This is a genomic window from Exiguobacterium sp. 17-1, assembly GCF_023096305.1.
Lineage (GTDB): Bacteria > Bacillota > Bacilli > Exiguobacteriales > Exiguobacteriaceae > Exiguobacterium_A > Exiguobacterium_A sibiricum_A.
On record NZ_JALIGJ010000002.1, the window covers coordinates 607,096 to 619,801 of the forward strand.

Here is a 12,706-nt window from a genome sequence, read left to right on the forward strand (position 1 = left end):
TGCGGCTTACTTCCTTTTTTTTTCAGGCTTTTTCTTTCATTTGACGCAGTACTTCCGCTTCTAATTGCGGTTCCGGCGGCAACCAGCCTTCCGGTTTCATGACCTTTTGATCCGATTCCCGGAAGATCGGTTGACCGTCCGGACCGAGTTTCGCCATGTTTGCCTGTTGGACGATTTCAAACAATGGACCGGGTTCAAGTCCCGCTTCAACGAAACTGCCCATGATGAAGTACAGAGCATCCGTTAAGGCATCGCCTTGACCAACCAACCGTTCAACTTCCGTCGTCGGATAGGTTTCTTTCAATGATTTTTGAACCGCCTGATCAAGTCCTGTCTTAAACGTCTCGATCGCTGCCAAAAACTCGGTTTCGTCCTGCGACGACTGATGCAGAAACTCAACGACTGCTTCTTCCGCTGTCCAGGTTGCCCGTTTGACACCACGCTCGAGTGGAATTGCTGTTGGTTGGTCCGCCCCCGGGTGACGGAACGTCTGATGGAATTGTTTGACGTCCTGATAATAGTCCGGTTGTTTCATATCGATCACTCCCCTGTTCCGTTTCACTTTCACACGGTTTCCATTTTAACAGGTTTCAGGAGATTTCTCGATGCTTGGCTTACCGCACATGGTCAAGCAGCCGCACGCCGCGACTGATCAACTCTTCCCGTTCGACCGACGTCTGCTTCAGACGGTCAAGATCGGCAATCAACCGAGGCTGATCGACTTCATCTGCCAATTCAAGTAATTCAAGACGCAACAACCAGGCATCCGGTAATTGAGTCAACGTCCGGTCAATCAGTTGTGGCAACAGTTGACGGTCGGCCCGTCCTTCACGCATTTCCCGAACCGCTTCAAAAATCGGATCAGCCGCTGTCAACGGACGTTCGATTCGTTCGAACTCAACCGTCTCCGGAATCGGTTTTAACGCTTCGACTTCTGTTCCCGGGAAGGCGGATGTGATGTCTCCGACTACCAGTTCCATCCGGTCCATTGCCGTCGTTTGACCGTCGTTCGTTAATTGAGCGTCTTCCAAGACGACGAGTGCCCGATGTCCGTTGACGTTTTGAATCGCTGAAATCTGTCCTGTGACGTGAACTGCACCTTCTGTCCAGTCCAGCTCTTCCCCGACTTTGACCTGGAGCAAGACTTCGTTCAACTCCGGTCCGTGAAGAAGTGTAAAGCCTTCCGGATGATCGGCCAGCCCTTGACCTGTCATGACTTCACCTTTCGCAGCAAGCGCCGTCGGACCGGTCAGCTTGACGAGGTGCAGAGATTCATGGATTTCCTGTGTTGCCGGTACACCGACGAGCGAGATGCCACTGTCAAAGACAAGCGTCGAAAGGTTGCCTGACTCGACGGCTTTCGTTAATCCGTGGATGCCGCCGCGGACGTATGACATCGTCTGCGCGAACTCTTCCAGGGCTTCCCGAAGCTGTTCGAATGATTCGCAGACAAACAGTTCTTTTTGCATGCTCGTGACGTCATGTTTCGTCGCCAGTGCTTTCGCAAGTGAAAACGGATGTTTTGTGACAGCGTCCGTCAAACAGTGCCGGCTTTCGCCGACCGATGACAGAAGACCGGCTCCGTAGATTTGTGGATTGTTGATATCGCCAATCAGACCAAACTCAACCGTCCACCAAAACAGACGTGAAATTTCATTTGCTTCGGAAATACCAGTCACATGGGTCCGGGTTTCAGCAAGTGCGACTTCCGCCTGCTCTATGTCTGCCGGTGTCGAGAACGGACTTTCTTTGACGATCGTTAGTTTCTTCAGTGCCTTGAAGACATCATGCTCGGCTTTATGGTTAAAGGCATGTGCCCCGATTTCACCAAACCGGCGAACGAATTCCGCGTACGTCGGATTCATCAAGATCGGCGCGTGACCTGCCGCCTCGTGCAAGATATCCGGTGCCGGTGTGTAGAGGATGTTATCGACTTTTCGGATATCGGTTGCGATCGGCAACAGACCGTGACCTTGGAAGTCAAAGAACGCAACGCCGGGAATCAAGCCGTCAACGGCAACCGTTCCCCATCCGCCGCGGCTTAAGTTCGCCGTCATATCGCGGACATCCGGAATCCGTTCCGGACTGATGCCGGATGCAGCCAACCCTTCAAGGTATGCCGGATGTGCCGTATCTTGTAAGGTATTTAAATTCAGTCGCATGACGTAACGCCAGACCGCATGATCCGTCGGCGTGTAATCGTCGTAGTGCTGCGGTGCGACGTGTGGTTGTAAGTGACTTGGAATGATTGGTGTAGACATATGAATTTCCCCCTTGAAAGTAGATGAACAACAAAAAGTCCCTGCCGAACAAAGATGTTCGACAGGGACGACAAAAGGCCGCGGTACCACCCTGATAATCTACGTAGACATAGATCGCTTCATTACGGGATAACGGTTTTCTCCGCTTGCATAGCAAGAGACTCGGAAACTGTAATTCGATTCAATCTGTGTACACGTTCGCAGCGCCACGTGCTCTCTGAAACAGGGAGATTGTTTCTACTTCGGTTTCGTCTTCGTCCAACTTCTTTTGTTCTGTTATGCTGTTATGCTTTTAGCAACTAAAGTGCTGTTAAGAAGGACTATACGCTTACTTCTGACTTTCGTCAATCGCTTTTTTTCGTTTAAAGCGATTAAATGTTTTATCACGGACTGATTTTTGTTCGATCGACAGCGACGTCACATGGCGGCGAAGCGCCCCGTTCAGCCGTTTTTCAAACAATTCCAGTTCCTGAATCCACTCGTTCATCGCGACGACGATCGGCAGGATTTCCATGATGATTTCTTCTTCCAGTTCATCCCGGTCAAGGAACGAGTGTTTGACGAAGGCAATGTTTTCTTTGACGAGATCTTCCATCGCGAGCGGTTCTTCCGTCAGTAACAGATCATACGTCAACAAGACCTTTTCCTGACGCTGGGCAATGTGCATCAGATGATAGAACAGCTCACTCCGCAAATCATCAGCAATCGAATTCAGTGCCTTTTCCCGCTCCCGGAAACGTTCTGCCGTCGCGACACCCCGTTCTAAACACGACTGCATATGTTGCAGAATAATCAGGTTACGCAGTAACGAGACATGCCGTTGCCGGGATCCGCGAATTTCTTCCCGGTGCAGATTAAACAACGTCTTCGTTTCGAGCATCGAACGGCTCATTTTGTCGATGGCTGACCGGTAAGGTGTGACTTTCCCTTCAAAGGCAATTGCCCGGGTCACGACGAGCAGCTTCTCGAACAGCTTCGATGCTTTCTGATAATAGACATTCCCGTAACGCGGTGGGAAAATCAGCGCATTGACACCGAGGGCACAACCGATCCCGAGCATGACGAGTAAATAACGGATCAGGACGATTTGCCACAATGGATCCGTCGCCCCTTCGACACTTTCCAGGATGACGATGATCATTAACACGACATGGGGAATCGTCCGGCCGAAACCAAATGCCAGCAAAATCGAGATGGCGGCCATGATGACGATTCCGATCGCCAGTGGATTAGCCGGGTTGTCACCTAGAATCCATAACGAGACAAGCGTCAGGAAGGCTCCGATCAGGTTGGCTTCTGCTTCCTCGAGGAATTGTTTCCATGTCTGATACACGGACGGTAATAACGTTGTAGCTGCTGAAATCGCAGGTAGGATTGGGCTTAGATTAAACAGGTTACTGATAATCAGCGCCAAAATGACCGCAAGTCCGGTCTTGATGGTACGTGGTCCGATTTGTAAAGACTGACCGCCCATATACAAACCTCCTTTTATAGTGGGGATACGCCCCCTATTCTTGCTCTAATACCCGAAAAACGCAATTAAAAAATCACTCCAAGACTTCTTGGAGTGATTTTATCGAATCTTTTATGCTTACGAAGCTTTTGTTCCTGTACCAGAAGTCATTTCTTTTTTCGCGACTTCTTGATCGACGAGCGGTTTTTTCAAGATCGAGAGGATCGCGGCTCCGACGAGTGATCCGATTAAGATCGCACCTGCGTAGCTGAGTACTGCCATTAATGTGCCTGATGGTCCGTCAAGTAATGGGAAGACGAACACACCGCCGTGTGGTGCCGGAAGCAACACACCGAAGACGATTGTCAACGCACCGGCGATTGCTGAACCGATGACGCTTGACGGGATGACACGAAGTGGATCTGCTGCTGCAAATGGAATCGCACCTTCTGTGACGAATGACGCGCCCATTGCGTAAGCGGCGATACCGGCTTCGCGTTCTTGTGGTGTAAATTTCTTATGTGCGAACAACGTAGACGAGAATGCTACGAGAAGCGGTGGAACCATACCACCAGCCATGACGGCTGCCATGACTTCCGTGTTTCCTGCTGTTAAAGCAGCTGTTCCGAAGACGTAAGCTGTTTTGTTGATTGGACCACCCATATCGATTGCCATCATCGCTGCGACGAGCATACCGAGCAGGATGGCGTTACCGCCACTGAGACCGTTAAGTGAATCTGTTAACCATGTCATGAAAGCAGCGATTGGTTCGTTGATGACAAGCAACATGATCATACCTGTGATGAATGAACCGAACAGCGGGTAAAGCAAGACCGGCTTGATACCTTCAAGAGCTTTCGGAAGACCTTGCAAGACTTTGACGAGTAAGAGAACAACGTAACCGGCAAGGAAACCGGCGATCAGTCCACCGAGGAATCCGGCATTTCCTTGACTTGCGAGGAATCCGGCAATCAAACCTGGTGCGAGACCTGGTTTATCGGCGATCGACATCGCGATGAATCCGGCAAGAATCGGAATCAAGAGACCAAAGGCTGCTTTACCAATCGACATCAATTGAGCGGCAAATTCGTTGTATGAAGGATCTTCAGGATTCGCTGAGTTAATGCCCCAGAAAAAGCTGATTGCGATTAAGAGTCCACCGGCAACGACGAGTGGTAACATCGCGGAAACCCCGCTCATCAAGTGTTTATAGAAACCACCACGTGCTGGTTTTGAGCTGTCGCTTGATCCACTACCTTTATAAACCGGTGCATCCTGTTTGACGGCACGGTCAATCAATTCTTTTGGTTTACGGATTCCTTGAGCGACCGGAACTTCAACAACGTGTTTCCCGTTGAAGCGGTCCATTTCGACAGCTTTATCCGCAGCGACGATGATCGCTGTCGCTTCTTGAATATCTTGACTTGTCAGACCGTTTTTGACGCCGGTCGAACCGTTTGTCTCAACTTTGATCCGTACACCCATTTCTTCCGCTTTTTGACGGAGCGCATCTGCCGCCATATACGTGTGGGCAATGCCGGTCGGACAAGCTGTGACAGCAAGAATGTATGGTGCGTCCTGTGCGACGTTTGAAGACGAGACATCGACTGGACCTTCTTCTTCCCGTTCTTTCGCTTCGATCGCAGCAATCACTTCATCTTCCGAACGAGCCGAGAGAATCGTATCGCGGAACTTCATGTCCATCAGATACACCGACAGTTTGGATAACGTTTCAAGGTGGGCGTTATCGGCATTTTCGCCGGCTGCAATCATGAAGAACAAACGGCTTGGTTGTCCGTCGAGTGCTTCGTAATCGATGCCTGTCGAACGTCCGAAGGCGATAGCCGGTGATTTGACGGCTGCCGTTTTCGCATGCGGAATCGCAATTCCTTCGCCGAGTCCAGTCGTACTTTGCGCTTCCCGCGCCAAGATGGCTTCGCGGTAAGCCGAGCGGTCATTTAATTTTCCGGCACGATCGAGTACATCCACCAATTCATCGATGACGGCTGCTTTGTTCGACGAACGTAAATCGAGTTGGATCGTATCACGTGTTAACAGGTCTGTAATTTTCATGAGTTTGTCACTCCTTTTAGGATTGAATGAGTTCAACGACTTGGACATCGGTCAATAAACGGTCAATATCTTCTTTTGTACATAAACCAAACGAGTAAGCGGAAGCACTGCCTGTCGTGACCGCGTAACGGAATGCTTCTTCCGGCGGTCGCCCGAGGGCGTAACTGGCGACGAATCCTGCGACAAGTGAATCTCCGGCACCGACTGAGTTGATCAGCTTACCGGCTGGTGTGTTCGCCGTGAAGGCACCCTGCTTATTGACGAGTAAGGCTCCGTCCCCTGCGAAGGAGATGATGACATTTTCCGCGCCGCGCTCAACGAGTTGTTGGGCGTACGGGACAGCTATTTCTTTTGACGTGATGTCGACATCAAAGATTTCGCCCAGTTCGTGGTGGTTCGGCTTAATCATGAACGGACCGAGCGGCAACACTTCAAGCATTGCTTCTTTCGTCGTATCGACGGCGAACTTAACGCCCCGTTCCGTCAGGACTTGCGCAATCTTCCGGTACAAATCTTGTGGCAGACTGCTTGGAATACTGCCGGCGAAGACGACGATGTCACCTGTCTGCATCGTTTCGAACGCTGCCAGTAGTGCCTGTAACTCTTCATCCTTGATTTTAGGGCCTGCTGCGTTGAGTTCTGATTCCTGATCGGCACGGATCTTAACGTTGATCCGCGTTTCGTCGGCAATCGGTGTGAAGGCTGTCAAGACGCCTTGCTTTTCCAGTTCGTCACGAATGAATTGCCCCGTACTGCCACCTAAAAATCCAAGAGCTTCCGTCTCGACGTCGTAATTTCTTAAGACTAACGAGACATTGATTCCTTTCCCGCCTGCTACTTTTTCCGCTTGTTCCACACGATTGACTTGTCCGGCCTCAAATACGGGCAACGTGACGTAATAGTCGATCGATGGGTTGAGTGTTAGTGTATAAATCATTTCGCGTTCACCACCTCTGTATATTGACTGTATTTCGCTTCTTGTTCGCTTGATGTCATCGTAATGATCGTTGCCGCGCGTAGTGACGCGACCCGGCTAAAACTGATTTCATCTAATTTCGTCTCATCAACTAACACATAAGACTTTTTCGCTAACTCAATCGCGGTCTTCTTAACGAGTGCCTCTTCCGGATCTGGTGTCGTAAAACCTTGATTCGGATGAACACCGTTCATCCCAAGGAAAGCGACATCAAAATGGTAAATCAACATTCCTTCACGTGCATTATACCCAACGAGTGCCTGGGTCGAATGCTTGAGTTGCCCTCCGACGACGAACGTCGGGATACGGTGATAGAGTAACGTATTCGCTAGAGGAAGACTGTTCGTCACGACTGTAATCGCCTTTTGTTCGAGGTAAGGAACGATGGCTAGTGTCGTCGTTCCTGCATCGAGATACACATACATCCCGTCTTCGATCAAATCGGCCGCAGCTTTCGCGATCCGGTCCTTCTCTTCGACGAAACGGTCACTTTTCTCGAAATAACTCGGTTCATCAATCTGCATATGGTTGGCTGTCGCCCCGCCGTGAACCCGCCGTAAATGACCGGCTGATTCGAGTTGTGATAAGTCCCGGCGAATCGTTGATTCACTGGCTCCCGTCTGATCCACAATGGTTTGCATTTTGACGACTTCTTCCCGAGCGAGCAGCTCGAGAATCAGTTGATGGCGTTTTTTCGTTAACATGAGTTTCCCTCCACATCCTTAATATAAAGCGTTTACATTAAAAAATCAATCAAAATCATTCATTTTTTTATGTTTTTCGTTAAAAAACCTTCAAAATACGACTTTATTCGACAATAACATCCTGTTATACATCTATTATACATCAAAATCAGTCATATCATGACCGTTTCCACAAAAAAACCGCTCATTCTCTGAGCGGTTTTAAACAATACGGTCATCTGATATTGAATTTTATGCTTTAACGTGATTTTGCAGATGGCCGATTCCTTCAATCGAAACATCCACGACATCTCCGTCCTGAAGATATGTCGGCGGTTTCATACCGTGCCCGACGCCGGCCGGTGTGCCTGTTGCGATGATATCCCCTGCTTCAAGTGTCATTCCGTGGGAGACTTCCGTTAAAATCGTCACGACATCCCGTAACATCAGCTTCGTCGAACCCGATTGCCGCAGTTGACCATTGACGCGGGTCTCAACCAGTACATCTGCCGGATCAAAGCTGTCTTCCGTTACGATGACTGGACCGAACGGACAAAAACCATCAAGTGATTTACCGCGGAAGAACTGGACATGCTCTTTTTGCAAGTCACGTGCCGTCACATCATTGACGATACTGTAACCGAAGACGTGATCCAGCGCATTTTCCGGCGTCAAGTCACGACCGGATGTCCCGATGATGATTGCAAGCTCGCCTTCATAATCAAGTTGCTCGGTTAAATCCGTATGCCGCTCGATTGCTTCAAACGGACCGACGATTGAACTCGGCGCTTTCGTGAACAAAACGAACTTTCCAGCCCCTGCCGTATCCATCTCCTTGATGTGATCGGCATAGTTCTTCCCGACACAGATCACATTACGCGGCGGTATGTAGGGTGCCAGTAACCGGATGCCGTCGTTCAGCCGTGGTGCGACATCCAAATCTAGATCCATCTCGAATCCCCGTGCGATGACTTCAAGCAACGAATCCGTATAAACCTGCGCCGTCACGTCATACCGGTAACCTGCTTCCTCAACCCCAATCCGTGACTCTCCTTCTTGCTCAAACCGAAACCATTTCATGACTATTCCCCCTTTTTTTCCAGTATACCGAAAAGTCTCTCCGGCCGTCTGCTTTCGCAAAAAAGAACCGTCCGAAATATATCTCGGACGGTTCTTCTTCAAGCGATGCGACGGGCTAACCGGTCGACAAGCGCCTGTGATTCTTCATTTAAGGCAACAAGATCGGCTTGCAGGCCTGCTGCCTGATATTTCAAGACGACGGTTTCAATCGCTTCCGTAGCCGAATCATCAAACAGATGCGCTTGTGTGAAATCAAGCGTAATCCGTTCGAAGTCGCTATCTGCCGGCAAATCGAATTGTTCGACGAACGCTGTCGTCGACGCAAAGAAGATCGGACCGTTGATCCAGTAGACGACGTTTGTCCCTTCGACCTGACGTTTGACAGCAATTCGCGAAATTTTCGACGCGAACAGAATCGCGGCGAGTAAAATCCCGACCAGTACGCCCATCGACAAATCATGCGTCAAGACCGTCACAAGAACCGTGGCCAACATGACAGCGGAATCACTTTTCGGAGAATCTTTCAGCATTTTGAATGATCCCCAGTCAAATGTCGCATACGAAACAAAGAACATGACACCGACGAGTGCCCCCATCGGAATCGTCATCAGTAAATCGTTCATCGTCACCATCAACAGCATCAGAAAAGCTCCTGCCGTAAATGTCGACAGTCGACCGCGTCCACCTGATGTAACATTGATGACCGATTGACCGATCATCGCACAGCCCGGCATTCCGCCAAAGAATCCAGCCACGATATTGGCGATTCCTTGTCCGCGGGATTCGGTTGCTTTATCCGACGTCGTACCGGTCATCTCATCGACAATCCGTGCCGTCAACAACGATTCAATCAATCCGACAAATGCGAGTGATAAAGCATACGGGAAAATGATTTGCAACGTCTCAAGCGAAAACGGAACGTTTGGCAAGAAGAAACTTGGAAGTGAAGCTGAAATTTGTCCCATGTCGCCGATGACCCGTGTATCCAGCGAAAAGGCAACCGTTAAGACCGTCATGATCGTAATCGCGACGAGTGGTGCCGGAATCACTTTCGTAAACCGCGGGAAAATCAGGATAATGGCAAGAGATGCCGCGACCATCGCATACATGATCCAGTTTTGCCCTTCAAACTGCGGCAATTGTGCCGAAAAAATCAAAATTGCCAAGGCATTGACGAATCCCACCATGACGGCTCGTGGAATAAAACGCAATAATTTTGCGACACCGGCGACGCCTAAAATAATCTGGAAAATCCCGGCGAGAATACCCGCTGCCAGTAAGTAATCCACACCATGATCTTTGACGAGCTGTACGACAACGAGCGCCATCGCCCCGGTTGCGGCTGAAATCATCCCCGGTCGGCCGCCAGCAATCGAGATGACGATGGCAATGATGACGGACGCATATAAGCCGACCATCGGGTTGACTCCGGCAATCAAGGAAAACGCGATTGCTTCCGGAACCAGTGCCAAGGCAACAACGATTCCGGATAACAGGTCCGCTTTCGGTTGCAGGACCCATTCTTTTCTCCATTGTGAAAACATCTAATTCCTCATTTCTTTATGTTCGAACATTTTTTTAAAATAGGACGTTTCACCTGAAACGACAAGCCTTTATTGTAACAGTGTCCGGATTCGGACGATTTCATCGACCATGTCCTGATAACGGACCATGATTTCCTGACCGGTGAAGATCGGATCCTCCTGCAACGTCTCGAGTGCCCGCTTCAGCAGATGGATTTTCGGTTTTTTCCGTTCCAGTAATTCTTCATAGATGAAATCGAGCACTTCATCGTGAGCTTCCTTTGATTCCTCCGAAATGGCGGACAGTGTGATCAGCCGTTTCATATGAGCATTCGTCTTCTCGAATAAATCTTTCCGGATGACGACCTCATCTTGCGGACGGTCGAGCCAGACCGACAAGAAGCGCGGCGGAATCAATTGTTCTTCCGTCCGGCTGACATCTTCGACGAGATGCGTCAACCGGTTGAAGACATAACGGACGACCCGCTCCGGTTGCGTGTTCCGTTCCGATTGCCGGAAGAAGTACATCGCATATTGCAACATTCCCGTATAAATGACGGCTAAATCGAGCAGATACGGTGTTTTCGCTTCTCCGAATAAATCGCGCAATCGATTATATGTCCATTCGATCTCGAGCAGCCGGTTATTTTCCATGAACGCTTTTAATTCTTTTTCATTAGAAGCAATCGCTTCTTCAAACAACGTATACAGTTTGTACTTCTGCATCAGTTCGAGGTAGCAGTTCCCCTGCTGAATGAATGTCTCGTAATCCGAGACGTCGCGTCCGACCAGGATTTCTTTTCGGGCGTTACGCATCTTTTCGAAGACCGTGTTAAACACATCAATGAACAGTTCGTTTTTCGACGAAAAATAATTATAGAACGTTCCTTTGGAGACGACACTTTGGTCTAAAATGTCCTGGATCGAGGTTGACTGATATCCTTTTTCAACGAATAGTTGGTAGGCAGCATCAAGGAGCTGTTTCTTTTTCGGGTTCATAACATTATCCTTTTCTTTAAATGATCTGTTTTTCAAAAACCACTCATTTACTTTAGTGTATAAAGCAAATAATTTGTAATGTTTTGCTTCAGACGGTAAGATAGCTAAGTCGTAGAATCAGTGTATAACAAAATAGACTTACTGTACAAAAGGAGCATAACGAAATGCAATCAACGAAGCAATCATCTCGTCTTTATTTAATCTTAGCGGTCTTGATGGCCGGCGCCTTCGTCGCCGTCCTGAACTCGACGCTGTTAAATATCGCTTTACCATCCATCATGAAATCATTCAACATTGAAGCCAGTACGGCGCAATGGCTGACAACCGGCTATATGCTGGTCAACGGAATCATGATTCCGACGTCGGCTTTTCTCGTTCAAAAATTTTCGACCCGCCAGTTGTTCTTGACGGCGATGGGCTTATTCTCAATCGGTACCATCGTCGCCGGTCAAGCCGATCTGTTTCCGGTCCTGCTCGGCTCGCGGATGTTACAGGCGTCCGGTTCTGCCATCATGATGCCGCTGTTAATGAACGTATTGTTAAACGGCTTCCCAATCGAAAAACGCGGACAAGCCATGGGGATTTTCGGTCTTGTCATCACGTTCGCACCCGCAATCGGTCCGACATTATCCGGTTGGGTGCTGGAACATTACGAATGGCGGATGCTGTTCCATATCGTCACACCGATTTCCCTGCTTGTCCTCGTCATCGGATTCTTCTTATTAAAGAAAGAAGTCGTCACGAGTACACTGCGTCTCGAAAAACTTTCACTTGTCTTATCGAGCTTTGGGTTCGGTGGATTACTGTACGGTTTCAGTTCAGCCGGTTCGGCCGGTTGGGGGTCGTGGACAGTGATCGGCGCCCTTGCCATCGGTGTCATCAGTCTCGCCTCGTTCATTATACGCCAATTCCGGCTCGATGAACCGATGCTTGAGTTCCGAATCTTTAAATATCCGATGTTCGCTTTATCGCAAGCCATTTCAATGGTTTTAAACATGTCGATGTTCTCGGCGATGATCCTGATGCCGATTTACGTCCAAACGATTCGCGGTATCTCACCGTTCCACTCCGGACTGTTGATGTTGCCGGGTGCACTCGTCATGGCCTTCATGTCACCAATCACCGGTCGTCTGTTTGACCGGTTCGGAGCCCGGGTTCTTGCGATAATTGGTCTGTCCTTGACGGTTCTGACGACCTTCTTCTTCAGCCGTCTGACAGCGGATACGGCGTATTCGTTCCTCGTCATCATGTACACGTTACGATTCCTCGGGATCTCAATGGTCATGATGCCGGTCATGACAAACGGGTTGAACCATATCCCGCAACACTTGACACCGCACGGGACAGCGCTCAATAACACGTTGTCGCAAGTCTCCGGTGCAATTGGTTCAGGACTGCTCGTCACCGTCATGACAACACGGACCGCCGGGTATGCAAAAGAATTGGCTGCAAGTGCTACGCCAACGACCAATCCGCAAACGATCATCACGCAATCGATGGTCGAAGGCATCAACGATACGTTCTTCATCGCTACTTTGCTCGCATTACTCGCTCTAGGTTTATCCTTTTTCATTAAAAAACGGAAAGTCGATCAAGACGTCGTTCACATCGAAGAAGCACGTGAAAAAAAATACGCATAATCCTCAAACAGGTCGTTT

The 12,706-nt window shown here is 49.3% G+C and carries 10 protein-coding genes and 1 other annotated feature; of the genes, 1 reads left to right on the forward strand and 9 read right to left on the reverse strand.

Going from position 1 to position 12,706, the window contains the following annotated elements; all coding sequences use genetic code 11:
- Window positions 1-22: 22 nt before the first annotated feature.
- The 9 genes from MUN34_RS08930 to MUN34_RS08970 form a co-directional block, all read right to left on the reverse strand.
- Window positions 23-535 carry a pyrophosphohydrolase domain-containing protein gene (locus MUN34_RS08930; RefSeq protein ID WP_247857587.1) on the reverse strand — a complete coding sequence of 171 codons (513 nt, stop codon included), beginning with the start codon at window positions 533-535 and terminating at the stop codon, window positions 23-25.
- Between the two features lie 79 nt (window positions 536-614).
- A complete protein-coding gene (locus MUN34_RS08935) occupies window positions 615-2,261 on the reverse strand; it encodes an aromatic amino acid hydroxylase (protein WP_026828770.1) in 1,647 nt (548 codons plus the stop codon).
- A gap of 60 nt (window positions 2,262-2,321) precedes the next feature.
- Window positions 2,322-2,525 (reverse strand) — a binding site (T-box leader).
- Between the two features lie 64 nt (window positions 2,526-2,589).
- Window positions 2,590-3,735: an FUSC family protein gene (locus tag MUN34_RS08940; RefSeq protein WP_026828771.1), complete on the reverse strand. Its 1,146-nt coding sequence runs from the start codon at window positions 3,733-3,735 to the stop codon at window positions 2,590-2,592.
- A 117-nt stretch (window positions 3,736-3,852) separates the two neighbouring features.
- Window positions 3,853-5,787, reverse strand: a complete 1,935-nt coding sequence (locus MUN34_RS08945; protein ID WP_247857588.1) for a PTS fructose transporter subunit IIABC — start codon at window positions 5,785-5,787, stop codon at window positions 3,853-3,855.
- 16 nt (window positions 5,788-5,803) lie between these two features.
- Window positions 5,804-6,724 (reverse strand): 1-phosphofructokinase, encoded by a 921-nt coding sequence (gene pfkB / locus MUN34_RS08950; RefSeq protein WP_247857589.1) that lies wholly within the window; start codon window positions 6,722-6,724, stop codon window positions 5,804-5,806.
- A complete protein-coding gene (locus MUN34_RS08955) occupies window positions 6,721-7,467 on the reverse strand; it encodes a DeoR/GlpR family DNA-binding transcription regulator (RefSeq protein WP_026828774.1) in 747 nt (248 codons plus the stop codon). The genes pfkB and MUN34_RS08955 overlap by 4 nt, the downstream gene beginning before the upstream one ends.
- A 231-nt stretch (window positions 7,468-7,698) precedes the next feature.
- A complete protein-coding gene (locus tag MUN34_RS08960) occupies window positions 7,699-8,526 on the reverse strand; it encodes a fumarylacetoacetate hydrolase family protein (protein ID WP_247857590.1) in 828 nt (275 codons plus the stop codon).
- 98 nt (window positions 8,527-8,624) lie between these two features.
- Window positions 8,625-10,070, reverse strand: a complete 1,446-nt coding sequence (locus MUN34_RS08965) for a SulP family inorganic anion transporter (RefSeq protein ID WP_247857591.1) — start codon at window positions 10,068-10,070, stop codon at window positions 8,625-8,627.
- 69 nt (window positions 10,071-10,139) lie between these two features.
- Complete coding sequence (locus MUN34_RS08970; protein ID WP_026828777.1) at window positions 10,140-11,048, reverse strand: TetR/AcrR family transcriptional regulator; 909 nt, start codon at window positions 11,046-11,048, stop codon at window positions 10,140-10,142.
- Between the two features lie 164 nt (window positions 11,049-11,212).
- Between MUN34_RS08970 and MUN34_RS08975 the strand changes: the two genes are divergently transcribed.
- Window positions 11,213-12,688 (forward strand): DHA2 family efflux MFS transporter permease subunit, encoded by a 1,476-nt coding sequence (locus MUN34_RS08975; RefSeq protein ID WP_026828778.1) that lies wholly within the window; start codon window positions 11,213-11,215, stop codon window positions 12,686-12,688.
- Window positions 12,689-12,706 lie beyond the last annotated feature (18 nt).

Coding starts and splice junctions, on each gene's coding strand:
- MUN34_RS08930 (WP_247857587.1), bottom strand. CDS start 535: ATGAAACAACCGGACTATTATCAGGACGTCAAACAATTCCATCAGACG.
- MUN34_RS08935 (WP_026828770.1), bottom strand. CDS start 2,261: ATGTCTACACCAATCATTCCAAGTCACTTACAACCACACGTCGCACCG.
- MUN34_RS08940 (WP_026828771.1), bottom strand. CDS start 3,735: ATGGGCGGTCAGTCTTTACAAATCGGACCACGTACCATCAAGACCGGA.
- MUN34_RS08945 (WP_247857588.1), bottom strand. CDS start 5,787: ATGAAAATTACAGACCTGTTAACACGTGATACGATCCAACTCGATTTA.
- pfkB (WP_247857589.1), bottom strand. CDS start 6,724: ATGATTTATACACTAACACTCAACCCATCGATCGACTATTACGTCACG.
- MUN34_RS08955 (WP_026828774.1), bottom strand. CDS start 7,467: ATGTTAACGAAAAAACGCCATCAACTGATTCTCGAGCTGCTCGCTCGG.
- MUN34_RS08960 (WP_247857590.1), bottom strand. CDS start 8,526: ATGAAATGGTTTCGGTTTGAGCAAGAAGGAGAGTCACGGATTGGGGTT.
- MUN34_RS08965 (WP_247857591.1), bottom strand. CDS start 10,070: ATGTTTTCACAATGGAGAAAAGAATGGGTCCTGCAACCGAAAGCGGAC.
- MUN34_RS08970 (WP_026828777.1), bottom strand. CDS start 11,048: ATGAACCCGAAAAAGAAACAGCTCCTTGATGCTGCCTACCAACTATTC.
- MUN34_RS08975 (WP_026828778.1), top strand. CDS start 11,213: ATGCAATCAACGAAGCAATCATCTCGTCTTTATTTAATCTTAGCGGTC.